Annotated in this window: 27 protein-coding genes; 7 read left to right on the top strand and 20 right to left on the bottom strand. The window is 72.8% G+C overall.

Annotated features, from left to right (window positions below; translation table 11 throughout):
• Positions 1 to 2: 2 nt before the first annotated feature.
• The 3 genes from ACFWU6_RS01690 to ACFWU6_RS01680 all read right to left on the bottom strand — a co-directional run bounded on the left by ACFWU6_RS01690 (position 3) and on the right by ACFWU6_RS01680 (position 2,491).
• Complete coding sequence (locus tag ACFWU6_RS01690) at positions 3 to 203, bottom strand: AlpA family transcriptional regulator (protein ID WP_030710687.1); 201 nt, start codon at positions 201 to 203, stop codon at positions 3 to 5.
• Between the two features lie 244 nt (positions 204 to 447).
• A complete protein-coding gene (locus ACFWU6_RS01685) occupies positions 448 to 1,458 on the bottom strand; it encodes a Gfo/Idh/MocA family protein (protein WP_383977558.1) in 1,011 nt (336 codons plus the stop codon).
• A 118-nt stretch (positions 1,459 to 1,576) separates the two neighbouring features.
• Positions 1,577 to 2,491: a sugar phosphate isomerase/epimerase family protein gene (locus ACFWU6_RS01680; RefSeq protein ID WP_383808533.1), complete on the bottom strand. Its 915-nt coding sequence runs from the start codon at positions 2,489 to 2,491 to the stop codon at positions 1,577 to 1,579.
• Between the two features lie 175 nt (positions 2,492 to 2,666).
• Here ACFWU6_RS01680 and iolC point away from each other — a divergent pair, with 175 nt between their 5' ends.
• The 4 genes from iolC to ACFWU6_RS01660 are packed head-to-tail and all read left to right on the top strand — an operon-like array spanning position 2,667 to position 7,810.
• Positions 2,667 to 3,590, top strand: a complete 924-nt coding sequence (iolC, locus tag ACFWU6_RS01675) for a 5-dehydro-2-deoxygluconokinase (RefSeq protein ID WP_383808545.1) — start codon at positions 2,667 to 2,669, stop codon at positions 3,588 to 3,590.
• Positions 3,574 to 4,428 carry a 5-deoxy-glucuronate isomerase gene (gene iolB, locus ACFWU6_RS01670; RefSeq protein ID WP_383808530.1) on the top strand — a complete coding sequence of 285 codons (855 nt, stop codon included), beginning with the start codon at positions 3,574 to 3,576 and terminating at the stop codon, positions 4,426 to 4,428. The genes iolC and iolB overlap by 17 nt, the downstream gene beginning before the upstream one ends.
• Positions 4,323 to 6,299: a 3D-(3,5/4)-trihydroxycyclohexane-1,2-dione acylhydrolase (decyclizing) gene (gene iolD / locus ACFWU6_RS01665; protein ID WP_383808527.1), complete on the top strand. Its 1,977-nt coding sequence runs from the start codon at positions 4,323 to 4,325 to the stop codon at positions 6,297 to 6,299. Before iolB ends, iolD begins: the two co-directional genes overlap by 106 nt.
• Positions 6,300 to 6,310: 11 nt before the next feature.
• The gene (locus ACFWU6_RS01660; protein ID WP_383808524.1) at positions 6,311 to 7,810 is read left to right on the top strand and encodes a CoA-acylating methylmalonate-semialdehyde dehydrogenase; all 1,500 of its coding nucleotides are present in this window, start codon (positions 6,311 to 6,313) and stop codon (positions 7,808 to 7,810) included.
• Positions 7,811 to 7,972: 162 nt separating this feature from the next.
• Here the strand turns inward: ACFWU6_RS01660 and ACFWU6_RS01655 are convergent, their stop codons facing one another.
• The 5 genes from ACFWU6_RS01655 to ACFWU6_RS01635 form a co-directional block, all read right to left on the bottom strand.
• The gene (locus ACFWU6_RS01655; protein WP_383977555.1) at positions 7,973 to 9,010 is read right to left on the bottom strand and encodes a WxL protein peptidoglycan domain-containing protein; all 1,038 of its coding nucleotides are present in this window, start codon (positions 9,008 to 9,010) and stop codon (positions 7,973 to 7,975) included.
• Positions 9,011 to 9,131: 121 nt separating this feature from the next.
• Positions 9,132 to 10,427: a hypothetical protein gene (locus ACFWU6_RS01650; RefSeq protein WP_383977552.1), complete on the bottom strand. Its 1,296-nt coding sequence runs from the start codon at positions 10,425 to 10,427 to the stop codon at positions 9,132 to 9,134.
• Between the two features lie 288 nt (positions 10,428 to 10,715).
• On the bottom strand, positions 10,716 to 12,029 hold the full coding sequence (locus ACFWU6_RS01645; RefSeq protein WP_383977549.1) for a S8 family peptidase: 1,314 nt from the start codon (positions 12,027 to 12,029) through the stop codon (positions 10,716 to 10,718).
• Positions 12,030 to 12,152: 123 nt separating this feature from the next.
• Positions 12,153 to 12,566: a GNAT family N-acetyltransferase gene (locus tag ACFWU6_RS01640; RefSeq protein ID WP_383977546.1), complete on the bottom strand. Its 414-nt coding sequence runs from the start codon at positions 12,564 to 12,566 to the stop codon at positions 12,153 to 12,155.
• A gap of 149 nt (positions 12,567 to 12,715) precedes the next feature.
• Positions 12,716 to 13,420 (bottom strand): 4'-phosphopantetheinyl transferase family protein, encoded by a 705-nt coding sequence (locus ACFWU6_RS01635; RefSeq protein WP_383977543.1) that lies wholly within the window; start codon positions 13,418 to 13,420, stop codon positions 12,716 to 12,718.
• Between the two features lie 784 nt (positions 13,421 to 14,204).
• Between ACFWU6_RS01635 and ACFWU6_RS01630 the strand changes: the two genes are divergently transcribed.
• Positions 14,205 to 14,444: a helix-turn-helix domain-containing protein gene (locus ACFWU6_RS01630; protein WP_383977540.1), complete on the top strand. Its 240-nt coding sequence runs from the start codon at positions 14,205 to 14,207 to the stop codon at positions 14,442 to 14,444.
• Between the two features lie 194 nt (positions 14,445 to 14,638).
• Here ACFWU6_RS01630 and ACFWU6_RS01625 read toward each other — a convergent pair whose 3' ends face one another.
• The 4 genes from ACFWU6_RS01625 to ACFWU6_RS01610 form a co-directional block, all read right to left on the bottom strand.
• A complete protein-coding gene (locus tag ACFWU6_RS01625) occupies positions 14,639 to 14,869 on the bottom strand; it encodes a hypothetical protein (RefSeq protein ID WP_383977537.1) in 231 nt (76 codons plus the stop codon).
• 27 nt (positions 14,870 to 14,896) lie between these two features.
• Positions 14,897 to 15,388, bottom strand: coding sequence for a hypothetical protein (locus tag ACFWU6_RS01620; RefSeq protein WP_383977534.1), 492 nt, complete (start codon positions 15,386 to 15,388; stop codon positions 14,897 to 14,899).
• Between the two features lie 157 nt (positions 15,389 to 15,545).
• Positions 15,546 to 15,737 (bottom strand): hypothetical protein, encoded by a 192-nt coding sequence (locus ACFWU6_RS01615; RefSeq protein WP_383977531.1) that lies wholly within the window; start codon positions 15,735 to 15,737, stop codon positions 15,546 to 15,548.
• Positions 15,734 to 15,973 carry a hypothetical protein gene (locus tag ACFWU6_RS01610; RefSeq protein WP_383977528.1) on the bottom strand — a complete coding sequence of 80 codons (240 nt, stop codon included), beginning with the start codon at positions 15,971 to 15,973 and terminating at the stop codon, positions 15,734 to 15,736. The genes ACFWU6_RS01615 and ACFWU6_RS01610 overlap by 4 nt, the downstream gene beginning before the upstream one ends.
• A gap of 134 nt (positions 15,974 to 16,107) precedes the next feature.
• Here ACFWU6_RS01610 and ACFWU6_RS01605 point away from each other — a divergent pair, with 134 nt between their 5' ends.
• Positions 16,108 to 17,376, top strand: coding sequence for a Twin-arginine translocation pathway signal (locus tag ACFWU6_RS01605; RefSeq protein WP_383977525.1), 1,269 nt, complete (start codon positions 16,108 to 16,110; stop codon positions 17,374 to 17,376).
• Between the two features lies 1 nt (position 17,377).
• Entirely contained in the window at positions 17,378 to 17,692 is a 315-nt protein-coding gene (locus tag ACFWU6_RS01600; RefSeq protein WP_383977523.1) for a 4a-hydroxytetrahydrobiopterin dehydratase, read from the top strand.
• A gap of 69 nt (positions 17,693 to 17,761) precedes the next feature.
• On the opposite strand, the gene ACFWU6_RS01595 is transcribed toward ACFWU6_RS01600, so the two are convergent.
• The 8 genes from ACFWU6_RS01595 to ACFWU6_RS01560 form a co-directional block, all read right to left on the bottom strand.
• Positions 17,762 to 19,519 (bottom strand): SGNH/GDSL hydrolase family protein, encoded by a 1,758-nt coding sequence (locus ACFWU6_RS01595; protein ID WP_383977520.1) that lies wholly within the window; start codon positions 19,517 to 19,519, stop codon positions 17,762 to 17,764.
• Positions 19,520 to 19,528: 9 nt separating this feature from the next.
• Positions 19,529 to 19,867, bottom strand: a complete 339-nt coding sequence (locus ACFWU6_RS01590) for a hypothetical protein (RefSeq protein ID WP_383977517.1) — start codon at positions 19,865 to 19,867, stop codon at positions 19,529 to 19,531.
• A 19-nt stretch (positions 19,868 to 19,886) separates the two neighbouring features.
• Positions 19,887 to 20,321, bottom strand: coding sequence for a hypothetical protein (locus tag ACFWU6_RS01585; protein ID WP_383977514.1), 435 nt, complete (start codon positions 20,319 to 20,321; stop codon positions 19,887 to 19,889).
• Positions 20,321 to 20,683: a hypothetical protein gene (locus ACFWU6_RS01580; RefSeq protein WP_383977511.1), complete on the bottom strand. Its 363-nt coding sequence runs from the start codon at positions 20,681 to 20,683 to the stop codon at positions 20,321 to 20,323. The genes ACFWU6_RS01585 and ACFWU6_RS01580 overlap by 1 nt, the downstream gene beginning before the upstream one ends.
• Position 20,684: 1 nt before the next feature.
• Positions 20,685 to 21,605 carry an N-acetylmuramoyl-L-alanine amidase gene (locus ACFWU6_RS01575; protein ID WP_383977508.1) on the bottom strand — a complete coding sequence of 307 codons (921 nt, stop codon included), beginning with the start codon at positions 21,603 to 21,605 and terminating at the stop codon, positions 20,685 to 20,687.
• Between the two features lie 66 nt (positions 21,606 to 21,671).
• Positions 21,672 to 22,043, bottom strand: coding sequence for a hypothetical protein (locus ACFWU6_RS01570; protein ID WP_383977506.1), 372 nt, complete (start codon positions 22,041 to 22,043; stop codon positions 21,672 to 21,674).
• Positions 22,040 to 22,519: a hypothetical protein gene (locus ACFWU6_RS01565; protein WP_383977503.1), complete on the bottom strand. Its 480-nt coding sequence runs from the start codon at positions 22,517 to 22,519 to the stop codon at positions 22,040 to 22,042. The genes ACFWU6_RS01570 and ACFWU6_RS01565 overlap by 4 nt, the downstream gene beginning before the upstream one ends.
• A 9-nt stretch (positions 22,520 to 22,528) precedes the next feature.
• The gene (locus tag ACFWU6_RS01560; RefSeq protein ID WP_383977500.1) at positions 22,529 to 25,216 is read right to left on the bottom strand and encodes a hypothetical protein; all 2,688 of its coding nucleotides are present in this window, start codon (positions 25,214 to 25,216) and stop codon (positions 22,529 to 22,531) included.
• Positions 25,217 to 25,218: the final 2 nt, after the last annotated feature.

Genomic DNA, 25,218 nt, shown 5'->3' with positions numbered 1-25,218 from the left:
GGTCAGTCCTCGCGGCGGCCCCGGTTGCCGGGTCGGCGGGCCACCCAGGCCCGGACGGTGTCGGCGTACCAGTACGGTTTGCCGCCCTCCACGTGGTCGGGCGGGGGGAGCAGCCCGTGCTTGCGGTAGGAGCGCACGGTGTCCGGCTGGACCCGGATGTGGGCGGCGATCTCCTTGTACGACCACAGCTGTCGGTCGCTCATGCACGACACCTCCTAGTCCACGCCGCGGGGCCGGCCGGGAGGCCGTCGGGGGAGCCGGCGCGTGGACACTGACGATCACTCGGGTTGTGCCCGGGGAACGACGCGGAGTGACGGCAAGGGAGGGGCTGTTGAGCGCCTGTGACCGAAAACCCGCGTCATGCGGATATGTGTGACACAAGCGCGACGGCTGTGACAGATGTGGCACAACGGCCGCAGACGGAACAAAGAGTCCGGTGTGGGCGAATCAGCGGTACAGGGAAGGCCGTTCGGCCAGCTCCACCACGGTGCGGGCACCGGTGCGCGCGGCCGTCAGGCCCGCCTCCGAGACGGCCGCCGCCGCATAGCCGTCCCAGGCGTCCGGCCCGGCCACCCGGCCCCGCGCGGCCGCGGCCACCCAGCGCCGCAACTGCCGGTCGTAGGCGTCCGCGAAGCGGACCGTGAAGTCCTGGGCGATCTCACCGCCCCACCGGCCCGCCGCCTGGACGACCATCGCATGGCCGTCGCCGATCCTGGCGCTGCCGGACTCGCCGACCGCCTCGCACTGCACCTGGTAGCCGAAACCGCAGTTGACGAAGATCTCCACGTCGACGACGGCCCCGCCGGAGGTCTCCAGGAGCACCAGCCGGGGATCGCGCAGCCCCTCCGGCGCCGCCGACGAGGGCGTGGGGGAGAGCACGGACACCGCCGTGATCTCCTGGCCCAGCAGCCAGCGCGCCGCGTCCACCTCGTGCACCACGGAGTCGCTGATCAGCATGTCGCTGGTGAAGAAGGAGGGGGAGGCGGCGTTGCGGTGCCGGCAGTGGAGGAAGAGCGGCCGTCCGATCCCGCCGGTGTCCAACAGCTCCTTCAGCCGTTCGTACTCGGCGTCGTGGCGGCGCATGAAACCGACCTGCACCAGGCGCCGCCCCAGCCGCTGTTCGGCCGCCATGATCCTCAGTGCTCCCGCCGGGTCCGGGGTCAGCGGCTTCTCGCACAGCACCGGCAGCCGCCGCTCCAAGGCGCGCAGGATCGCCTCCTCGTGGGCGGGTCCGGGGGAGGCGATCAGTACCGCCTGGACCCCGGGCGCGGCCATCGCCGCCGCCGGGTCGGTGTACGCGCCGGCGCCGCCCAGTGCGCCCGCCACCTCCTTGACCCGGTCCCCGTCCGGATCGGCGACGGCCACCACCCTGGCCCCGCCGACGGTCCGTCCGATCCGGCGGACGTGGTCCGCTCCCATCTTCCCGGTGCCGATGACGGCGATGCCGAGCGTGCTCATGTCGTGTGTCCTTCCGGGTGACGGCAGGTGCCGGCGGGGCGGGCGGTGTCAACGCGTACCAGCAGGTGTCCACGCGTACCCGCGGGTGTCAGCGCGTACCCGCGGCTGCGCGGGGGTGTCAGCGGGCGCCGCAGGAGCGCAGGTAGGCGCGGGTGCGGCGGGCGATCGGCAGCGGCCGGTCGGGCGGGCACGGGTACATGTCCTGTTCCACGATGGCGAACAGGTCCACTCCGAGCCGCTGGGCCGCGGCCAGGACCGGTTCCAGGTCGGGCACCCCCGACGGCGGTTCGCACATCACCCCCCGGGCCACGGCCGGACCGAAGGGAAGCCCCTGCGCCACGACCTCGGCCAGGACGCGCGGGTCCACCTGCTTCAGGTGCAGGTAGCCGATCCTCTCGGCGAAGGTGTCGAGGGCCTGGACGCTGTCGCCGCCGCAGTACGCGTAGTGCCCGGTGTCCAGGCACAGCGAGACGAGGTCGGGGTCGGTGGCGTCCAGGAACCGCGACACGTTCTCCGGGGTGTCGATGTGGGTGTCGGCGTGCGGGTGCACGACGATCCGCAGGCCGTAGCGGTCGCGGACCTCCCGTCCCAGCCGCTCGGTCTGCGAGGTCAGGGCACGCCACTGACCGGGGGTGAGAGTGCGGTCCTCCCGCACCTCGCCGGTCTTGTCGTCCCGCCAGAAGGAGGGGATCACCACGAGATGGGCCGCCCCCACCGCCCGGGTGAGCGCGGCGATCCGCGACACGTGCTCCCAGGTGTCCTCCCACACGGCGGGCCCGTGATGGAGTCCGGTGAAGACGGTTCCGGCCGAGACCCGCAGCCCGCGCCGCGCCGTTTCCTCGGTGAGCCGGGCCGGATCCGTGGGCAGGTAGCCGTACGGGCCCAGCTCGATCCACTCGTACCCGGCGTCGGCGACCTCGTCGAGGAAGCGCTCCCAGGGGGTCTGCCGGGGATCGTCGGGGAACCACACACCCCAGGAGTCCGGAGCCGAGCCGATGCGGATACGGGTCAACGCGGGCGGGGAGGACGTCATAGCGGCCACCTTAGGGCGCCGACACCGGGAGGGTCATGAGGAGGACGCGGAAGGCGCCGCCCGGGACCCGGTGCAGGGCGCGGCAGCGGAAGACGGCGCGGGGGACCGCGCGGTGCACGAGCGAAGGGAAGGACTGACAGTGACCGGCGAACCGTTCGGCTTCGACCTGATCACGATGGGCCGGATCGGGGTGGACCTCTACCCGCTGACGACCGGTGTGCCACTGGCCGAGGCGGACACCTTCGGCAAGTTCCTGGGCGGCTCCCCGACCAACGTGGCCGTCGCGGCCGCCCGGCTCGGGCGCCGGGTCGCGGTGGTCACCCGCACCGGCGCCGACCCCTTCGGCGGCTACCTGCGCGCGGAGCTGCGCCGGTTCGGCGTGGACGACCGGTGGGTGGCCGAGGTCGAGGGCCTCCCCACGCCGGTCACCTTCTGCGAGGTCTTCCCGCCCGACCACTTCCCGCTGTACTTCTACCGCGCGCCGAAGGCCCCGGACCTGGAGATCGCGGCCGAGGAGCTGGACCTGGAGGCCGTACGGGCGACCCGCGTCCTGTGGATGACGGGCACCGGCCTGAGCGAGGAGCCGAGCCGCTCCGCCACCCTCGCCGCGCTGGAGGCCCGCGCGAAGGCCGGGACCACGGTCTTCGACCTGGACTGGCGGCCGATGCTGTGGCGGGAGAAGCCGGAGCCGCACTACGCACGCGCCCTGGCCCTCGCCACGGTGGCCGTCGGCAACCCGCAGGAGTGCGAGATCGCCACCGGGGAGTCCGAACCGTACGCGGCGGCGCGGGCGCTGCTCGCCGCCGGAGTGGAGCTGGCGGTCGTCAAACGCGGCCCGGACGGCGTGCTGGCGGTCCACCGCGACGGCACGGTCGCCGAGGTCCCCCCGGTCCCGGTCGAGGTGGTCAACGGCCTCGGCGCGGGGGACGCGTTCGGCGGCGCCCTGTGCCACGGCCTGCTCGCCGGATGGCCCCTGGAGCAGGTGGTGCGGTACGCGAACGCGGCCGGGGCCATCGTGGCCTCACGGCTGTCGTGCTCCACCGCGATGCCGTTCCCCGACGAGGTGGAGGAGGTGCTCGGCCGTGCCGGTGCTGTCTGAGTGGGGGACCCGGTGGACGAGGCTGGTCGTGCTCGCCCTCGACCCGGGGGAGTCGTACGCGCACCCGTGCGGGGACGCGGAGTGGATCGTGCTCCCGCTGTCGGGCGGCTGCACGGTCCGCTGCACCGGAGCCGTCCCCGCGCCCGGTAGCGGACCGGACGCGGCCTTCGAACTCCTCGGGCGGGCCAGCGTGTTCGACGGGCCCTGCGACTTCGCCTACCTGCCCCGGGACGCGCACGCGGGCATCACCTCCGCCGGGGGCGGCCGGTTCGCGCTCGTCGGCGCACCCTGCGACCGCCGCCTGCCCGCGCGGTACGGCCCCGCCGCCGACGTGCCCGTCGAACTGCGCGGCGCGGGGAACTGCTCCCGCCAGGTCAACAACTTCGCCGCCGCCGACACCTTCGACTGCGACCGGCTCATCGCCGTCGAGGTGCTCACCCCCGGCGGCAACTGGTCCTCGTACCCTCCCCACAAGCACGACGAGCACCACCCCGGTGAGGAGTCCCGACTGGAGGAGGTCTACTACTACGAGATCGCCCCCCACGGAGAGACCCCCGGCGTCGGCTACCAGCGCGTCAGCCCGTCCCCGGCCGGGAAGACCGACATCCTGACCGAGGTGCGCACCGGTGACGCCGTGCTCATCCCGGACGGCTGGCACGGCCCGTCCATCGCCGCCCCCGGCCACGACATGTACTACCTCAACGTGATGGCGGGCCCCGGCCCCGACCGGGAATGGCTCATCCGCGACCACCCCGACCACGGCTGGATCCGCGACACCTGGCACGGCCGGGACCCGGACCCCCGGCTGCCCTTCCACCGACCGGAGGACCACCGGTGAGGCTGACCGTCGCACAGGCCCTCGTACGCTTCCTCGCCCGCCAGCACACCGAGCGCGACGGGCAGCGCCACCGCCTGATCGCCGCCACCTGGGGGATCTTCGGACACGGCAACGTCGCCGGCCTCGGCCAGGCCCTCCTGGAGTCCGGGCCCGAGGAGATGCCCTTCCTCCAGGGGCGCAACGAACAGGCCATGGTGCACGCCGCCGTCGGGTACGCGCGCCAGTGCGGGCGGCTCTCCGCGCACGCCGTCACCACCTCCATCGGCCCCGGCGCCACCAACCTCGTCACCGGCGCCGCCCTCGCCACGATCAACCGGATCCCGGTGCTCCTGCTGCCCGGGGACACCTTCGCGACCCGGCCCGCCGATCCCGTGCTCCAGCAGCTGGAGGTGCCGTACGCGGGGGACGTCTCCGTCAACGACACCCTGCGGCCCGTCTCCCGCTTCTTCGACCGGATCACCCGCCCCGAGGCCCTGGTCCCGGCGGCCCTCCAGGCCGTACGGGTGCTCACCGACCCGGTGCAGACCGGCGCCGTCACCCTCGCGCTGCCGCAGGACGTGCAGGCGCAGGCGTACGACTGGCCCGAGGAGTTCTTCGCCGAGCGGGTCTGGCGCGTGCGCCGGCCGCGGCCGGACCGGTCCGAGCTCGCCGCGGCCGCCGGGGCGGTACGCGGCTCCGCTCGCCCCCTGGTCGTCGCCGGCGGCGGCATCCGGCACAGCGGCGCCCAGGCGGCCCTGGCTGCCTTCGCCGAGGACACCGGCATCCCGGTCGCCGTGACCCAGGCGGGGAAGGGCGTCCTCCCGTACGGCCACCCCGCCGACGTGGGCGGCATCGGCCACACCGGGACGGCCACCGCCGACGACCTGGCCCGGACGGCGGACCTGGTGATCGCCGCCGGGACCCGGCTGACGGACTTCACCACCGCGTCCGCGACCCTCTTCCAGAATCCGGCCGTCCGCTTCGTCGGCCTCAACCTGGACCCGTACGACGCGCACAAGCTCGCCGCCAGCCCGCTGGTGGCCGACGCCCGCGAGGCCCTGGAGGAACTCCGGGACGCGGTCCGCGGCCACCGCGTCGACCCGGCGTACGAAACGGCGTATGCGCAGGCCCGGGGGCGCTGGGAGGCACGCGTCGACCGGGCCTGGGCCCTACCCGTCGACGACGACGGCCTCCCGCCCACCCAGGCCCAGGTCCTGGGACTCCTCGACGCCCTGGTCGACGGCAGCGACATCCTCGTCAACGCGGCCGGCTCCCTCCCCGGCGACCTGCACAAGCTGTGGCGGGCCCGTTCGGCGGACCAGTACCACGTGGAGTACGGCTACTCCTGCATGGGCTACGAGATCCCGGCCGCGATCGGGGTGGCGCTGGCCGCGCCCGGCCGTCCCGTGTGGGCGCTGGTCGGCGACGGGACGTACCTGATGAATCCGACGGAGATCGTCACGGCCGTCCAGGAGGGCGTCCCGGTCAAGGTGGTCGTCCTCGACAACCACGGCTACGCCTCCATCGGCGGCCTGTCCGGGACGGTCGGCGGGGAGGGCTTCGCCACCGGATACCGCTTCCGGGGACCCGACGGGTCGTACACGGGCGACCCCCTCCCGGTGGACCTCGCGGCGAACGCGGCCTCCCTCGGGATGGCCGTCATCCGCACCCGCACCGTGCGTGACCTGCGCGAAGCCCTCGCCGAGGCGCGCTCGGCGACGCGCCCCACATGTGTCTACGTACAGACCCGAACGCCCGACACTGTGTCGGGCCCGCCCCCCGCACAGGCGTGGTGGGATGTTCCTGTGGCCGAGACCGCGACCCGCAAGGCGGCGGCCCGAGCCCGTGAAGAGTACGACCGGCAAGCCGCGCAGCGACGTCGCCATCTGTGAAGGAGCAAGGCATGAAGACCGTCAACCACTGGATCGGTGGCACGACCGTCGAGGGCGCGTCGGGCAACTACGGCCCGGTCACCGACCCGGCGACGGGTGAGGTCACCACGCAGGTCGCCCTCGCCTCCGCCGACGAGGTCGACGCCGCGGTACGGGTCGCCCAGGAGGCGTTCGCGACCTGGGGGCAGTCCTCGCTCGCCGCCCGCACCAAGGTGCTCTTCGCCTACCGCGCCCTGCTGGACGCCAACCGCGACGCCATCGCCGAGCTGATCACCGCCGAGCACGGCAAGGTCCACTCGGACGCGCTGGGCGAGGTGGCGCGCGGCCTGGAGATCGTCGAGCTGGCCTGCGGGATCACGACCCAGCTCAAGGGCGAGCTGTCCACGTCCGTCTCCAACCGCGTGGACGTCGCCTCGATCCGCCAGCCCATCGGCGTGGTCGCGGGCATCACCCCCTTCAACTTCCCGGCGATGGTGCCGATGTGGATGTTCCCGCTGGCCGTGGCCTGCGGAAACACCTTCATCCTCAAGCCGAGCGAGAAGGACCCCTCGGCGGCCAACAAGCTCGCCGAGCTGGCCACCGAGGCCGGCCTCCCCGCGGGCGTCCTCAACGTCGTCCACGGCGACAAGACGGCCGTCGACGCCCTCCTCGCCCACCCGGGCATCGCGGCCGTCTCCTTCGTCGGCTCCACCCCGATCGCCCGCCACATCCACACCACCGCCTCCGCCAACGGCAAGCGCGTCCAGGCGCTGGGCGGCGCCAAGAACCACATGCTGGTCCTCCCCGACGCCGACCTCGACGCTGCCGCCGACGCCGCCGTGTCCGCCGCCTACGGCTCGGCCGGCGAGCGCTGCATGGCGATCTCCGCGGTCGTGGCCGTCGGGTCCATCGCCGACACCCTCGTCGAGAAGATCCGCGAGCGCGCCGAGAAGATCAAGATCGGCCCCGGCAACGACCCGGCCTCCGAGATGGGCCCGCTGATCACCGCCGCCCACCGCGACAAGGTCGCCTCGTACGTCGAGGGCGCCGCCGCCCAGGGCGCGGACGTGATCCTGGACGGGACCGGCTACACGGTGGAGGGCAGGGAGAACGGCCACTGGATCGGCCTCTCGCTCCTCGACAACGTCAAGACCGACTCCGACGCCTACCGCGACGAGATCTTCGGCCCGGTCCTGTGCGTCCTGCGCGCCGAGACCTACGAGGAGGGCGTGGCCCTCATCAACGCCTCGCCGTTCGGCAACGGCACCGCGATCTTCACCCGCGACGGCGGCGCCGCGCGCCGCTTCCAGCTGGAGGTCGAGGCGGGCATGGTCGGCGTCAACGTCCCGATCCCGGTGCCGGTGGGCTACCACTCCTTCGGCGGCTGGAAGGACTCGCTCTTCGGCGACCACCACATCTACGGCAACGACGGCATCCACTTCTACACCCGCGGCAAGGTCGTCACCACCCGCTGGCCGGACCCCTCGGACGCCCCGGCCGGCGTCGACCTCGGTTTCCCCCGCAACCACTGAGCCCGCCCCCGGGCGCCGACGCCCACCCCTGACCGCAGCCCCCCGGCCACCCTCACCGGCCGGGGGTTCCTGCGTGCCCGCGAGGACGCGGGTGCACCGGACGCCGGTCGGCCCGCGTGGACCGGATGGCGCCCGGGAGACGGCCCGATCCAGTCCCGCCGGTCAGTGGGTTCGGGTCAAGGGGGACTCCGTCAGCGGGTGTTCGGCTTCGGCGGGTCGGCGTCGGCGGCGCAGCGCCCACAGGGCGGCCCCCGCGCCCGCGAGGAGCAGGAGGGCTCCCGCGGCCGGCCACGGCACCGCGATGAAGTCGGCCTCGGACTCCGAGAGCAGATCGGGGTGGGTCTGCGCGCCCGCGCGGACGCGGACCGTCACCCAGTCCGACTGGGGCGCGTCAGGCCAGGGCTCCGTCAACTCCATCCGCTGTCCCGGCAGCAGCACCGGCTTCGGCCCGCGGGCCGGCCGGTCCAGCACCCGGCGCCCGAACAACCCCTCGGCGGAGACGGCCACCTCCGGCTCGATCACCACGTTCCCCCGGTTGACCAGGGAGTACGCGATGGTGGCGCGGGCGTCATGGAACCACGGCAGCGGCGGCGCGGTCCGGCTGACCCGGACGTCCTCGACGCTCAGCCCCGCGGAGACCGGTCCCGGTACCCGGAGGTAGAGCCGGGCGCCCACCGAGCGCTTCACCCCGACCTGGACCCCGCCCTCCCTCTGCACGCCCTCGACGGCCGTGTTCAGGACCACGATCCCCCCGACGTGGTCGCCGGGCGTCGCGTCCGCCGGCACCTTCACGGTGAACGGGACGTCCTTGCGGCCCTTGGCCGGCACGGTGACCGTCCCCGCGGTCTCGGCGGGGAGGGCGACCCAGGTGCCGACGTCCTTGGGCTTCGTCTCCACGGGGAGCAGCGCGAAGGCGCCGCCGGAGGGGGTGTTCACCGCGTCCGTGGCGAAGACCCGGAAGGTCAGCTCCCGGTCAGAGGAGTTGATGATCGTCGCGCTGTCGTCGAGCGTCGTCCCGGCCGCGCCCTGATGGAAGAAGTACGCGCGACTGGTCGTCGCCGCACCGGCCGGCGGGGTCGGGAAGACCGCCCAGGTGCCGTTGTCCGCCGCCGTCGCGGCGCCGGCGGGCAGCAGACCCGCGCCCAGCAGGAGCAGGCTGACGAGCAGACCGTACGGACGGGTGCGGGCGCGGGTGCGCATGGGCGGCCTCCAGTCGCGGCGGACAGGGCGAAGGTGGCGCGGCGCCGGAGCGCCGCACCACCCTGGACGGAGCGGGTCGTACGGGCCGTACGGGCCGTACGGGTCGTACGGGTCGTGCCGGTCAGGCGATGGAGAAGGTGACCACCGACCGGTAGGTGTCGGCGAACATGAACGGCGGGAGCTGGATCATCCCGGCGCCCCCGACGGCGAACTCACCACCGGTCAGCTCGTCCCCGCCGGCCGCCTGGGACGCGATCTTCATCGGGGTGTCCGAGAGCGCGCCGGGCGCCCCGGCCGAGCAGGTGCTCGGGCTGTCCGGGTTGGTCACGGTGCAGGACGGCTGGATGCCGAGCTGAGCCTTGGCCATCGAGTGGCCCGTGGTCTCGTTCAGGAACGGGGTGCGGGTCGCGGTGACGTCCCAGCCGAGGCTCCCGCCGCGGAAGTCCTGGACGGACATCGCGGTGAACTGGCCGACGACCGACTGCGCCTTGCCGTTGATGGTCACCCGGCCGAAGTCGACGGCCGGATTGCCGCTCTGCGGGCCGATGGCCAGCGGGCCGGGCAGGACCTCGACGTCGACCGGGTTCTTCACGCCGGGCTGGTCCTCGACGAAGACGAAGTCCTTGTACGGCTTGACGGCGCCGTCGATCCGGATCTTGTCGGCCTTCCCGGTGATGTCGAGGCTGCAGTTCGCGACGCCGTCGGCCCCCGCCGTGCCGGTGCCGGTGTCACCGGTGGGGACGTCGTTCAGCAGCGCGGAACAGGTGACCGCGCCGGCCGGGAAGTTGGCGCCGGTGACGGCGACGGCGGTGCCCGCCTTGCCGCTGTTCGGGGTCACCTTCGTCGTGATCGGGTCCTTGGGCAGGGCCTCGACCGCGACCGAGCCGAGGGAGGCGCTCGGGCGCGGCGCCGGGGTGCAGGTCGTGGTGAAGACCGAGCCGGAGAGGTCCGCGTCGGTCACCGCGAGGTCGAGCGCCACGTGGACGGCGGTGCCCTCGGTGCCGTCCGGAATCCTGACCGTTCCCGAGAAGGCCTTCGGGTCGAGCGGCTGCCCGGCCACGACGCTGACCGTCTCGGGCGGGCTGGTGACCACCTGGGTCGTCGTCCCGACCTTGAGGGTGATCTTGGAAGTGTTCACCGTGGTGACGGAGAATCCCGGGATCAGGGGGCTCGCGCCCGGGTCGATGGTGATCGGGACGACGTCTCCGGCCTTGGCTCCGTCGGGCAGGGTCACCGTGAAGTTCTGGTTGCCCGAGCCGTCCGGCTGCGGCGCCGGGGCGTCGCAGTTCTCGAAGACGGCCGTGGTCTTGGTCGCGGCCTGCGCCGTCCCCGTCAGACCCACGACCCCACCCGTCAGGGCCAGGGAGAGGGCTCCCGCTCCGGCCAGCACTCTTCGTCTGAGCATTCTCGTACTCACTGGGTCGCGACTCCTTCGTCATGACGAACCCTCCCCCCACCCGCTGTGTGGGGGAGGCCGAGCCGGTGCGGTGGCCGACATTGACGCGTCGCGGTGATGAGATGTCAATGGCTTGCTTTCGCCCGAAAGGGACACACATTGATGTCCCATCAGGTCGGGTATGCCGGAGGAGTTCCCGCGGGAGCCTGCGGAGGGAGTCGTTCCGGGCCGAACGGGCCGGTCGCCCCCGACGGCGGGGCCTTCCGGAGCGGTCGGCAGGACAGCGGTCGGCATGCCACCAGTCGGCGGTCAGCGGCCGGTCGGCGTGCTTGGCGGCGGGGTCGGGGTGCTCACCGGCGGGTTCGGGGTGGTCAGCGGCGGGCTCGGCGGCGGGGCCGGGGTGGTCGGCGGCGGGCTCGGCTTCAGCAGCGGGCCGGGGTTGTTCAGCAGCAGGTTCGGGGTGCCGGCCGGCAGCGCGCTGATCCGGCCCGGCACGGCGCTCCGTACGAGGGCCCGGGACACCTCGGCCGGGGTGCGCGCCGTGCCGCCCGCCAGGAGCAGCGCCGCGACACCCGCCACGTGCGGGGCCGCCATGGACGTGCCCGAGGACCGGGCCGTGGCCCGGGAGGAGCCCTTCCAGGCCGACACGACGTTCACCCCCGGCGCGGAAAGGTCCACGCAGCGGCCGTGGTTGGAGAAGGGCGCCCTGCGGTCCGCCGCGTCGGTCGCGCCCACCGTCAGGGCCGCCGGGACCCGGGCCGGGGAGCCGACGCAGGCGTCCCTGCCGGCGTTCCCGGCCGCCGCGGTGAAGGTGATGCCCGTGGCGACCGCCCGTGTGACCGCCGCGTCGAGCGCGCGGCTGGGGGTGCCGCCCATGCTCATGTTCGCCACCGCCGGGGAGGCGGGCGCGGCCATCGCGTCCTTCACCACCCACTCCAGGCCGCCCAGCATGCCCGACAGCCTGCCGTCCCCGCGGCAGTCGGCCACCTTCACCGCGACCAGCGAGACGCCCTTGGCGACCCCGTACGTGGCGCCCCCCACGGTCGCCGCCACATGGGTGCCGTGGCCGTTGCAGTCCCCGGAGCGTTCCATGAACACCCCGTTGTAGCCCGTCCGGGCCCGGCCGCCGAACTCCCGGTGGCCGGTGTTGATCCCGGTGTCCACGACGTAGACGGTGACGCCCCTGCCCTTGTTCGCGTACGTGTACGCACCGTCGAGCGGGAGCTCGCGCTGGTCGATCCGGTCCAGCGGCCAGGGCGCCTGCGGCTGGGTGTCGAAGGTGCGGAACACCGCGTCCGGCTCCACGGAGGCCACCCGCGGGTCGGCGGCGAGGTCGGCGGCCCGCGCCGCGGAGGTGCGGACGGCGAAGCCGTTCAGGGCGGTGTCGAAGACGGCCCCCACCTCGTCGCCGGCCTCGGCCGCCTCGGCGGCCAGGGCGCGGGCGGGGGCGCGGGAGGAGGTGTCCTTGAGCATGACGACGTAGGGGGCGGTGCCGTCCCCGGAAGTGGTGGCGGCGGCCTGCGGCGCCGGAGCGGCCGCCGTGGTGAGGGCGGCGAGGAGGGCGGCGGCGGCCGGGAGCAGTGGGGCCGGGCGGAGGACGGGCGGTGGCGACAGTGCGGTCATGCGGCCGATGCTCGGCGAGCGGCGGCGCGGGCGCGCGGAGGGTGCGCCGAGTGGGCGCACGACACGCCGCCGCGCGGGCTACGGCCGGCCTCCGGACGCGAAGGCGGCGCACCCGCAGGGGGGTTAGGGTGCGAGGTCCCAGCCGCGCATGGTGAAGACGCCCTCGTCCACCGCGCCCGCGGAGCCGTAGGTGGCCAGGGCGGCCTCGTTGTCGGTGTCCACGCCCACCCACATGCCGTAACAGCCACGGGTTTTGGCCTCCTCGGCGAGGGCCAGGGTCAGGGCGCGCCCGATCCCGCGGCGCCGGCGGCCCTCGTCCACCGAGAGCTCGTACAGGCACATCTCGGTGCCCTTGTCCGGGTGGCTCATCTCGACGCCGGAGACCATGCCGGCGGGTGCGCCGTCGACGTAGGCGATGAGCATCAGGTGGCCGGGAGCGGCGAGGAAGCGCTCGGACCAGTCGGGGCGGGCGGGGCCGTCGAAGAGCGGCTCGGCGGCGGTGAGCTCGGCGGCCGTGAGGGCCCGGCGGATGTCCATGACGGTCACGATAAGGGCGCCGTGACAGCCGGGCCGTCGGATGTCCCGCACCGCAACGCACCGCACCGCACCGCACCGCACGGCACGGCGGCCGGTGCCGGGCGCCGGTGCGGGCCGGGGGCTGACTCGGGTGCGTGCCGCAGCTCCCGTCAGGCCGGGTCTGCGACGGCGACGGCCGCCGCATAGCCCGCCGGGGCGGGGAGGTCCGTCAGGGACCAGCCAGGGAGGGTGGAGGGGGCGGCGGCGCAGCCGATGTACGGATCGGCCAGACCGAGGGCCAGGCCCGTGCCGGTGCCCTTGAGGTAGGCCTCCTTGCGGGCCCAGAGCCGGCCGAGCGCGATCCGCCGGCCGGGCTCGGGGAGGGCCGCCAGCTCGGCGGTCTCCGCCGGATGGAGGCTGTTGATCACGTCGGTCATCGCCGCCGCGTCCGGCACCCCCTCCACGTCGACGCCGACCGGAGTCCCCGCGAAGGCGAGGTACGCGAGGTCGCCGCTGTGCGAGAGGGAGAAGTGCACGGCGCCGCCGGCCACGGCGGGACGGCCGTGCGGGCCGCCGCAGCACGGGCATTCCTCCCGGACCAGGCCGACCTCCTCGGGCGCCAGACCCAGGAAGCCGCCGAGCAGCACCCGCAGTCCCAGGTGCGAGGCGAGGTAGCGGTGCCGGTCGCCGGAGCGCACCAACCGCGCGGCCCGGTCCCGTTCACCCACGTCCAGCACCGCCGACGCCCGGTCGACCCGGTGGCCGCCGACCTGGTCCAGCGTGGTGTCCAGGCACCACACGGCCACGCTCCGGCCCCGGGGCGGCGCCCCGGTTTCCGGGGCGGCACTGCCGAGTTGGTTCACGTGCTCGATCACCTGACGAGGGTAGACGAGGCGGGTGCGCCGCGGCCGGCTGCCCTCGTGCCCTCCCGGTGCCCCTGCGGCCGCTGCGCTGAAGGTCCCGCGCAGCCTCCTGCTGCCCGGAGCCGGGATCGCGGGACAGCCCTCAACAGGCGCCGGGCGCCGGGGCGTACGAAGCGACGGCCTGCGTCCTGACACGGGGGGACGGGGCGCCGTCGGTCCAGGCGCAGACCCGCTTGCCGCGCACTGCCGCCTCACCACCGCCCGCGGGCGCGCCTCGTGGCGCCCGGCCCGCCCCGCTTACGGCCGTGCTACACCGCTCGCGCTAAGGTCCCTCTGACCTGCACGAAAGCCCTCCCGGGGGGAGGGCTTCGAGGGGTGGGAATGTGGTGCCCCCGGCAGGACTCGAACCTGCGGCCAAGTGCTTAGAAGGTATCCAGCGTTTAGCGATGTACTCACCTGCGTTTTCCCTGGCCGTGCCGAACCAAAGTAGGGAAAGGCACTTGGCCTATTCTCAGGCCACTTCGTCTGAGAATCGACACCCGGGATGGCGCTGCCCCGAGCCCTAGTGTAGGACTCGGGGCAGCAGGGGGACGCGACTCCACCATCTGGGTGGAGCGGCCGACCTCGCGCGAAGCGGACCCATCGCGTCCCCCGGCCAAGAGCCCCGACGGACATTAGTGTTCGGCTCAACGATCCTGTCAGGGCATATGCCATCCGTACAGACCCCAGCCACCGTGAGCCGGAAAGTAGGGTGCACCCTACATACATCCCGTCATGATCACGGCAGCTTGGTCGGGTGTCTCGCGCTGCGCCCGTACCCGCTCACGTCATCGCCAGACGGGTACGCATCGGCGAACAGATTCGCGAGGCCCGACGCTCCAGGGGACTCACCCAGGAAGCCGTCGCCCTCAGGATCAGAATGGACCGGGCCACGTACGTGCGCATCGAGCGCGGCCAGGCCGCCGCACTGCTCGACTCGCTCATCCTCATCGCCGAAGCGATCGGGGTCCCGCTGTCCCACTTGGTCAGGGACTAGGCCAGGGTTAAGCGGAGCGCGGGGATCAGATGCATGGGGCAACCATCGCGGCCTCGATCATCTCGCGCAACCCTTTTCGGCCGCCGATCTGGAGCACTCACCCCCGGCGACTTAGCCGCGACCGCCATAGGGCCGCGAGCCCGCGCAAGGTACGCCCCGGCCGGCCTGAGGGGGTAGTCGGCCGGGGCCGCAGATCAAGCCGAGGTGGGCGCCTTCTCGGTGGCGCCGCCACCACGGCAGGCCAGGCACGGCTCGCTGTAGACGACCTGCTGCGCGCCGTCGACGAGGATCGTCCGCCGGATACCGCGGCAGGCGGCGCAACCGGTGACCGCGTTTCTGCGGCGGGCAGGGATGCTGCCCTTGCGGCGGAGCTCGCGCAGGTGGGCGATCAGCGGGCCGTGGTCACTGCTCTGCCATGCCGTCATAGCCCGTCAGCGTAGCGCGGGCCGGGCCTAGTTCGGGTGGTCGTCGCGGCAGGTGGCAGAGCAGTTGCCGTCAGCGCACTGGTTGTCGTGCTGGCAGTTCGCGGCTACCGGGATGCCTTCGAGGGGGCTGGTCCACAGCTCCACGTCCGGCTCGTACCCGGCTTCGCGGATGCGGTCGAGGGTGTGGTCGAGGGCGCCCGGCGTGTAGCGGGTCGGGTCCGGAAGTTCGGGCAGGTGGTGGACGAAGCGGCCGAGGGCGGCGCACAGGCGGGCGTACACGGTGGTGTGGAGGATGAGCGCGTGCCAGCCCTCATCGACCGTGCGGGAGGGCCGCATCCCGCCGGGGAACGCCGCGGCGGCGGCCACGAACTTGAGGCCCTCCAGGGTGATGCGGGCCGCGTCGGCGCTGGACATGTCCGGGTTGTTGCTGGCGACGGTGGCGGCGACCGCCTCGAACTCGCCCTGCGCGATGAGGGTGCGGGCGTCTCGGGTGGTGGTCGTCTCGGTGGTCGTGGTCACGGTGGGTCCCTCTCTTTCGGTTGGGTAGCGACGGTCGGTCCGCTCGGCCGCGGTCCCGGAGGATGCGCGGGCGGGCGGGAGGCTCAGGTGCCGATCATGACTGCGGCGACCGCTGCGAGGATGGCAACGAAGATCAGTAGCTGCTTGGCCAGCTCCCTCACGCCCGACCGCCCGGCGCGGTGGAGAGCTGCTGCTCGACCGGCTCGCCCGGCTGGCGGCAGGTGCAGCCCGCCTTGTGGAGCAGCGCCCCGCCCTCGGGACCGCCGATCGGGAGGGCCTTGGCGCCGCAGCCGCCGCACGTGCGGGGCAGTGCGGTCCACCGGCCGGTCGGGTACGTCGGCGTGGTCATGCCGTGTCACCGGGCGCCGGGCAGGAGTAGACGTCGTAGTCCAGGAGGAGCCCGCCGTCGTGGTCCAGGGCCACGCCCCGGTGGACGCGGGACTCGGACAGCTGCCCGCCGCACGCGATGCACGCCACGCCCTTCAACTGCTCTATCGAGAGGTGGCTCGTCGGCGGGACCGGGACGTCTCGGCAGGCGACCCGCGTACGACGGTCGGCCTCCGATCCGCTTCGTGTGCTGGCCATTCCGGGTCTCCTACCGCAGTTCGTCAGCGCGTCATGTGCTCCTAGGTGGATGATGTCCGTGCACGCAGATGGGCAGATAGGCCATCGCGTGGCCATCGGTGGCCACGTAGCGGCCACGGCCGGGAACGGACGCGATGACACCGCACACTGGAGCTGTGGGCCACCGAAACGATGCGCTTCGAGCCGCCCGGCTCCGCGCGGGCTGGCGCAGCATGGACGCCGCAGCAGCAGCACTCAGCGCCCACGGCCGGCAGTTCCTCGGCGACCGATCGTTCGATGTCGCCCCACGGACCTGGCGCCGCTGGGAGGGCACGAGTCCCGGCTGGCCCCCCGAGGAGACTGCGATGGTCCTCCATGACGCGCTCGGCCGGTGGCCCGAGGACCTGGGATTCACGGCGCCAGCCGGGTGGATTCGACCCGAGGCACACCAAGAGGACGACAGCATGAAGCGCCGCACCTTCGTCAACGTCACCGCGGCCGCGCTCGTGCCCGGGCCCGTCGCCAAGCAGTACGTCGACCCCGAGCTGATCGACTACTTCGAGAAGCAGCTCGAAGGGCACTACCGGGCCGACATGATGCTCGGCCCCCACGACCTCATCGGGACCGTCAGCGCCGGGTACGAACTAATCGACAAGCTCACCCGCAGCGCCCAGGGAGAGATCCGCCGCGGCCTTCTCCGGGTCGGCGCCGCATACGCTGCGCTCGTCGGCTGGCTGTACCAAGACGCCGGTGACCTCGCCGCCGCGTCCTTCTGGCGGGGCGTCACCCAGGAGATAGCGGCCCGGTCCCGGGACCCGCACCTCGTCGGCTACAGCCTCGTGAACCTGGCCCAGGTCCGTACCGACCTGGGCGACGGGCACGGCGTCATCGACCTCTGCGAGGCCGCCCTCGACGACGGCCGCCTGTTCCCCAAGGTGCGGGTGATGGCGATGCAGCAGCAGGCCCACGGCGCCAGCCTCACCGGCGACCGCACCGCCGTCGACCAGCTCATCGACACCGCGAGCGGCCTTCTCTCCCGGGTCGACGATGACCTGCCCTGGGGCAACGCCTGCCGCCGGACCCCCGGCTACCTGGAGGTGCAGCGCGCCACCTGCTACGGGCGGCTCGGTCTCGGCCGTGAAGCGGAGTCACTGTGGTCGCAGGTCCTCGACGCGGTGCCCGCGACCGCCCGCCGGGACCGCGGCGTCTACCTCGCCCGGCACGCCACCGCGGCGGCCGGGGCCCGGGAGCCGGAGCAGGCCGTCGAGATCGCTCGGGCCGCTGCGGAGATCGCCGTCGAGACGGGGTCCGCCCGCATGCGTCGCGAACTCGGCACCCTGGAGCGGGCCATGCGGCCGTGGCACGATGCCCCCGTAGGCCGGGACCTCGCAGAGATCCTGGCGCCGGTGACGGAGGGGAGCTGACGTGGGCGTGCCGAAGGTGCTGACCGACGAGGAGATCGCGGAAGGTCTGGCCGGGCTGCCGGGGTGGGAGCGGCAGGGCGACGAGATCACCCGCACGTACCCGATCCGGTATCACGCGGCGGTCGCCGCGATCGTGACGATCGCCGACAGGTCCCGGCGGGTCCAGCATCACGCTGACCTCGACCTGCGCATCGACAGCCTCCGCGCGTCGATTACCACCCACGACGCCGGGTACCGGCTCACCGCGGCCGACCTTGACCTCGCGCACCGCATTGACGCGATCGTCGCCGCGCACCAGGCGCTCCCCCTCGACTGACTCCGGACGCACGAAAGCGCCCCCTCCCGGCACAAGGCCGGAAGGGGGCATCGTGTTGTTCGGCGGCCGTCAGGCGGGCATCAGCTCGCGGAGCGCCGCCGTGATGCGGCGCGCCACGTAGGCGTGGCCGGCGTCCGTCGGGTGGACGGCGTCCGTGCCGATGTAGCCGTCCGCGTTGCCGGAGCCGGTGGTTGCGCCGACCCGGCCGGTGCCGGTGATCCACGGCCCGTGCGTCGCCACCAGGGTCCCGGCGCCGTTGTAGACCGCGCCGGTGATCGGCGAGATGAACGGGAATCCGGCCGCGGCCGCCGCGAGGCGCAGGGTGACATCCGTGTTCGTCAGCGACGTCCCGGGAGACCCCGTAGGCGACCAGCAGCCGATCACCGTCGTCTGGCAGTTCGGCAACCCGGCCTGCACCGCGGCGTACAGGGCCGCCGCAGCAGTCCCCAACGCAGTCTGGTCCGTGGCGGAGTCGTTGTAGCCCGCCCAGATGATCAGCCGGTCCGGGCCCGGCGCAACCACATCGAGCGGCACCCGGTTGATGAGCGTGGCAAACGCCCCGGCCGTGACGTAGCCAGTCCCACCGCGGCCCTGCTCCCAGCCGTCATCGCAGCCCAGGTGCCGGGCGGTCCGGCCGAACCACGTGCCGTGGCCGCCGCCCGTGGACATGCTGGAGCCGTCCGGGAGGGAGTCCCCGAGGACCATCAGCCGGCCGCCGTCGAGCGGGACCTGCCACACGCTGGCCCCCGGCGGCACGTAGATCCCGCCGAACGGGAACGTGGCAAAGTCGAGCCTGATTCTGCGCGGCGTCGCGGAGCCGAGGCCGATCGTGATCAGGTGCCCGGAGCCCGGGGTGATCCCGCCGGCGGACTGCATCAGGTCGGTGACCCGCCGGCCGTCGATGCTCAGCCGGTACATGGTCGCGGACGAGATGTGCTTGAACCTGACCTGGAACGTTGCGGCGTCCGTCCCGAACTCCACCGACCAGGTGCTCTGGCCACTGGCGTACGTGTTCGGATATTTCGACAGCGGCAGCACGTACGAGGTGTCCGGCGCCCCCGCCCCAATCGTCATCGAACCGGCGCCCGCGTACCGGAACGGCCCAGTCACATCCGATCCGGCAAGCGCGACTCCGGCCGGCGCGTTCTTGATGTACCCGGCGGTCGGGGTCGTCGTCTGCGCCGTCCCAATTGTCGGCGCCGCGCCCGCGTACAGCGCCTCGACGGTGAGGAGGTCCGGAAGGTCCCGGCGCCGCCACACGGCCTTCGTCAGGTACCTGGTGGCGGCATCTGCGCGGTCGCCGTGCGGGTCGCTGGCGCCCGTGTGCGCGGTGACCTTGCCGGTGGCCCCGGCTGGGGTCTCATAGGCGGCGTTCGCCCGTACGACCTCGTCGGCGAGCGCAGCATCCGTGTACGCCTCCGCGTCCGCATTCGAACCGGGCGGGCCCGCGGGGCCTGCTGCACCGCGCACGTACCCGGGCAGGCCCGGATCGGCGACGACCAGAGCCAGGATGCTGACCGGCGTCATGTCCCCGGTCGGCACCTCGAACGTCCGGGACCGGCGGGGAACGCCGGCCACGACCTCGGTGAACCTGTAGTACTTGCCCGTCGCCGGCTCGATCCCAGCCGTGTCGGTCGGCACCAGGTCGACCGTCCACTCCCCGGCCACCACCGGCACCGGATGGTCGGGGCTGACCAAGAGCTGGTCGCCGATCTCGTCGGTCCACCGGCGGGGCAGCGCGGTGACGGTGATGGTCGTGGTCGGGCCGGTACCGGTGAAAAGGTCCGCCAGGGACCCGAACACGGTGCGTTGCGCAGGGAGCGGCACGGCGGCCTCCTACTCGATGCTGTACGGGACGAGTTCGGCCGGGATGGGCTCGGGTTCCAGCTCGGCCGCGCGGAGCCGCCTGTTGGCGCGGCGGATGACCCGCATCGCCATTCGGAGCAGTTTTTCGAGGCTGCCGACCCGGACGGTCTGCGCCTCGACGAGGTCGGTGAGGTGATCCACCTTGTCCTCCAGGCCGCGTATCCGGCCCGAGAAGTGCATCCAGATCTCCGGCGATACCTCCAGCGCGGGCGGCCCGTCTTCCGGCTCGGGATGCCCGGCCGGCTGCGGCCGCGGGACGGACACTCGGGCGACGAGGACCGCGGCAACCGCCCCGATCACCGCGATCACAACCCCTAGGACAGTGTTCTCAGTGCCCATCGGGCGCCCCCTCATCACACAGGCACGGGCGCCTGCGGCCCCCCGTCAGCGCGGCGACCACTCCCACCAGCAGGACGAGTGCGGCGTACAGCGGGGCGGACGCCCACGCGTCCCCGTACTGGCCCGTCGCGGCCGAGGCTACGAACGCGAGGCCCCACCAGGCGGGCGGCGCGAACACCCCGAAGAATCCGGCGATGTCCCGGCCGGGCCGGAGTAGCCCGCAGGCGACTCCGGCGACTCCGCAGGCGATCCACACCCCGCCCCACGCCTCGACGCACATGATCCGAATCAGGGGGGCCGTCGCGGCGACGACCCCCGGCCTGGCCGTGACGATCAGGCCGATGCCGTACGCGATCCAGCAGGCGCCGACGCCAGCGAGGGTCAGGCCCCGCCACTGGAGGTGCCGCCACAGGGCGGCCCGCATCAGACCGCCGTCGGGCCGGAGGGGCGGCCGCTGCCGACCGGCGCCGGAGAGACCTGAACGCGGGTCAGCAGGGTCAGCACGGCCAGCACGGTCGTGTTGATCGCGCCGATCGTGCCCTGGCTGACTTCGTAGCCGTATGCCGCGACGAGGACGGCGCCCGCGGCCACGACCGTGGTGAACGCTTGCGGGGCGATCGGCCGGGTCATGGCTGCGGCGATGGCGCCGAGAATCGCGGTGGCCGCGCCGACGATCGCGCCGGCCTGCGTGGCGGTCAGGCTGGTGACGCCGAGGCTGACGACGAGGCCGAGGACCGCGGAGAGGGTGTTGAGCACGACGACGGGCTCACGTCCGAAAATGCGCATGTCAGGCTCCCGGGGTGGGGGTGGTGGTGTTCTGGACGGTGACGTCGACCGCGACCGTGTTCTCCCGCAGTGCCTTGGCGACGGCCTTCTCGACCGCCACGGCGACGCTGGCCTCGTCGAGGTCGTTGTCGGAGGCGATCAGCTTGACGAGGGTCTCGATGGCGGTGACGCGCGCCAGGGTCGCCTCGCCGGTGTTCTTGAGACCCCAGAGCATCCCGTTCCACTGGTCTGCGCGTTCCTGCGTGAGGGCCATGTCGTCCTCCTTCTCTGGCTGGGGGGTGGGTGTGATGGGCGTGCCTGATCCCGGCTTGCTGGCGAGGCGGGTGGCGACCCGCTGCCGCATCGACTGCATGGTGAATCCGCGCGGGTCGGTCTTGTCGTCGGACCATTCCTTGTGGCCGATGACGGACTTGGCGCTCCAGCCGTGCGCGCGGCAGACGGCCGCGGACGCGCGCTCGATCGTGTCGAGCTGGGGGGCGGGCCAGGGGTCCTGGCCGTCGCCGAGGTTCTCGCACTCCCAGCCGTAGAACGCCCGGTTCCCATCGATTCCGTCGCTGTTGCCGACGTTCGGGGTGGGCGGCCGGTCTTCGTAGGTCTCGTCCTGGACGGCGGTCAGGACGTCGGGGTCGCCGCCGCCGGCGTGGTTGCAGCGGCCGTAGCCGATCAGGTGAAAGACCCCGTCCTTGGTGATGACGCCTTGGCAGAGGGGGCCGGGGAGGCCGCTGTAGCCGGTGCGGCAGATTTCGACGGAGCGGGCCGAGCCGGACGTCACGGTGTGGTGGACGAGGATGCCGTGGACCGGACCCCAGGGGCGGCCGGGCGCGGTGCGGGTGTGGGTGCGCCAGCCGGGGTGTTCCTGTACGCGCACGCCTTCGGCGAGGAGCGCGGCGAGGAATCTGTCGGCGGACAGCGGGTCGGCCATGGGGTGCCTCCAGGGAATGAAGAACGCCCCGGCCAGCAGGCCCGGGGCGTGAAGATCAGGGGTGGGCTACCAGCCGGGCGGCAGCCGCTTCTTGGCCGGGCCTCGCGGGTCCTCTGCCGGGACGAACGGGAACTCCGGCCCCGCCTCCGGGCACGAGCACCTGCCGCCCTTGCCGGGGCCCTTGCACGCTGCCTGGTGGACGTAGCCGGCGGCCTCCGGCGGCAGCGCATGGGCCTCGCAGGCGTACACCGGCACCGTCACCTCGCCGCCGAGCTGCGGAACCTCCTCGACGAGGGTCTCGCCGCGCGCCGCGGCCGCGGCAGCACGGACACCGCGCCGGGCTGCTTCGAAGCGGGCGACCTGCTGGAGGTCGTCCTTCGTCGGCCGCCGCCGCCACTGCACCACGCCGTCCGCCCCGCACGTGCTGCACGCGCTCACGAGGAGATCCTTTCGACGTACATCATCGAGCCGCACTCGGCGCCGTAGAAAGTCGACAAAGCGCCGCCGGAGTTGTGGCCGCCCGCGATCTCGACGTAGTCGCTGACCGCGAGGGTGAGGATGTGGCTCACCTCGATCACACCGTTGAGGGTGCCCGCGCCCAGGAGGTTGGCGCCGCCGATGAGGAAGTTCCCGTTCTTGTGGACGCGGGCCCCGCGGGAGCCGCTCCCGTTTACGGCGAAGCTGACCCGTCCGGTGATCCGGTAGGTGCCCGCGACCTGGCAGGTGTACCGCGATGTGTTGCTGACGGTGGAGTGCCCGCTGTAGCTGTCGATGATCTCCGAGTCGAAGGTGATCACGCCCCAGGTCGCGTTCGGGATGGACTGCACCGACGTTTGTGCGAGCACAGCGAGCGGCGGCCGGTCAAGCTTGTCCAGGAAGTCGGCGGTGATGACCCCGCCGGCCGTCTGCGGCATGAGTACCTCCTACAGGGCTGCGCGCGCGGGCAGGGCGAGGTCGACGGGCGCGCTCGCGAGATGGGGCTTGGTGACACCGTTGACGGAGCGGACCACGGTGAAGGTCTGCGGCGAGGAAGCGCCGGTGATCGTGGTGGCGGTCATGACCTCGCCGCCGATGACGATGTCGACGGGCTCGTCGGTGGTGGTCCACAGCGGGCCCGCCGCGGTGGCCACCGACAAGGTGGTCGCCGTCGCGGTGATGCCGGAGGCGAGCGTCGACCCCAGGGTTCCCGCGCGGGCATAGACGAGATCGTCGGCCAGAGCGGTCTTCCACGGGCCTGCCGGAGAGCAGGCCAGGGTGATCGTCCACTCGAACGTCTTGAACGTCTCCTCCGCGCCCTCGACGATCAGGTCGAGAGGCCCCGGCGGCAGCCACCGCGGCAGGTCCGTGATCCGGATGACGTCGCCCGGCAGAAGTGCCGACACGCCGGGGATCAGCGACGGGTGCTTGTGCAGGTAGATCGTCACCCGCGGGTAGCGGGACTCGTCCCAGGTGCCCAGGTGGAGGAGCCAGGCAGCGATCTGCGGGAGCTGGGTGTCCGCGCCCAGGCTGAGCGTTGTCGAGTCGTCGTACACGCCTACAGCGGCCGTCGACAGCGGGCCGCTGGCCAGGACGGCGCGCGCCGACGACCCGCCCTCACGCGTGACGCTGCGGTCGTTACGGAGCCACCGGTCATCGTCCGTGGGCTCCAGAGGCGGCGCCAACTGGCCGTACGACACAGTCAGCTTCGGGGGCTGGCTGTACAGAGTGGACCGGGCCCGAAAGGTAACCCCCAAGCGGGTCCGGTCCTCGGCGAGAATCCCGCCTTCCGCGGCCTCGCACTCGTCGAGGAGGTCAAGGAGGGTGTCGGGGCGCTGCGGGCCCATACGGGTCGTCTGATAGGCGGCGCCCAGCATCGTCAGCGGCAGGCCCTCCTCGGAAGCCAGTCGCATGGCGCGCAGGCCGGCCATTTCCCGTGCGTAGCCGCTGTCAGCGGAGGAGAACACATCGGTGGAGGAGGTGGGGAACACGACCAGGTGCCCGATGCGCATGTCGGCGACGTCGGCACCGTACCCCGTCCTGATGTTGGTGACGGTGCCGACGCTGGCCGCGATGGTCGCGTTGGACTGGAAGCCGCCGCCACCAACCGTGACCCACCCTAGGTGGAACTCGGCGTTGCCGCCCCCCAGATCGGTGGCGGTGATGTCGAAGCGCCGCCACTCGCTGCCGGCCCACCCGAGGTTGCCTGAGTCGTGGGTCAGGACGAGGGCGCCCGCCGCGGAGTACCCGCGCAGCTTGATGAGCGTCGGGCCGACGGTGATCGAGATGCGGGCGGCGGTGCCAGAGGTGTCGAAATCCAGCACCATCGAGTCGGTCGCCGGGAATGTCGGTTGCAGGTAGACGAAAGAGATGAGCCACTGGCCGGTGCCCGTGTAGGCAGGCACGCTGCCGACGGCGAGCGCGCCCGCCGTGATCCTCGGTAGCGGCGACGAGCCGGGGCAGGTGTCGTCCGCCGCCCACTCGAGGCCCGGCGTGAACAGCGGGTCGCAGCCGGCGATCGGGGAAGACGCCTGCGTCGCGTCCCGTCCCTCCTCCATCGGCCAGTACGCCACCGGGCCGTAGGCAGGCAGCCGCCGGCGCAGCGTGGACGCGAGCGGCTTGGTGCCTTGACCGAGCCTGCGGAGAACCCCGGCGGCCTGCACGGGCGTCTTCACGTCGCGGCCGCTCGCCCCCCACCGGGGAGTCCACTCGGACGCCTCCAGAACGGCCCGGATGCGGCGGGAGGTGATCTCTGCGCCGCCCCCGGTCGTCCAGGTCCGGCCGGAGGAGTCGGTGAAGCTGGTGGTGTTCGACGGCTGCTGTGTGAAGTCCGGGCTGGCGACGAGGCCGCCGCCGATGCCGTTGCGCATCTCGAAGGCGTGGAACTGGCGGGCGACGTCACTGAATCCGACGGTGGCCACGTTGCCGACCTCAACGCCGGCCGCCGAGCTGAAGATCGACGTGGTGCCGGAAGTGGTGACGGTCTGCTGAATTTGCGTCCAGGGCCCGGCGATCGTGGACGCCCGGTAGTGCGTGACGGTGTACCCGCCCGCCCCGTTGTTGACGTCCAGGGTGACGCGGAGCGCCGCCCGGCTCCCGGGCGGCAGGTGGAGGGGGATCGTCGGCAGGTAGGTGCCGCCGAGCAGGTTGGTGCCGTCCACGGTCCAAAAAAACTGGAAGTATCCCTGGTCGGTGACCGTCCAGAGCCAGGACCTGGCCCCCGCCACCCCGTACTTCGCTGCCAGCTCGAAGGCCCCGAAGGCATTCCCCCCAATCCAGGCGTACGGCGTGAGGTCGATCCGCAGGTCGAGGTCCCCGGTGACGTCCAGCGAGGCGTCGTCGGGGGTGGAGGCACGGCCGGCGGTGGTGACGAGGGCGACGCCTGCGCCGTCGTGGGACAGCCGGACGCCCGTGTTGCGGCCGAGCTGCCCGTAGTAGGGGCTGAGGGGGTTGCGGCCGGAGTACTTGCCGTCGGGGTTGAGCAGCGAGAACGCGGCCGATGAGGGGTCGGTGCGGGAGCCCTCCCCGCGCCGACCCCACGTGTACCGGATGCCGTCATTGTGGAGCAGGTCATCAGCGGTCGGGGTCCACACGCCGCCGATCTGGAGCTCCACGCGGGCGTCAGGTACCGGCATGT

Source organism: Streptomyces sp. NPDC058674, assembly GCF_042716505.1.
Lineage (GTDB): Bacteria > Actinomycetota > Actinomycetes > Streptomycetales > Streptomycetaceae > Streptomyces.
The sequence above is the reverse complement of the archived record's forward strand: the minus strand, read 5'-3'. Positions and strand labels throughout refer to the sequence as shown.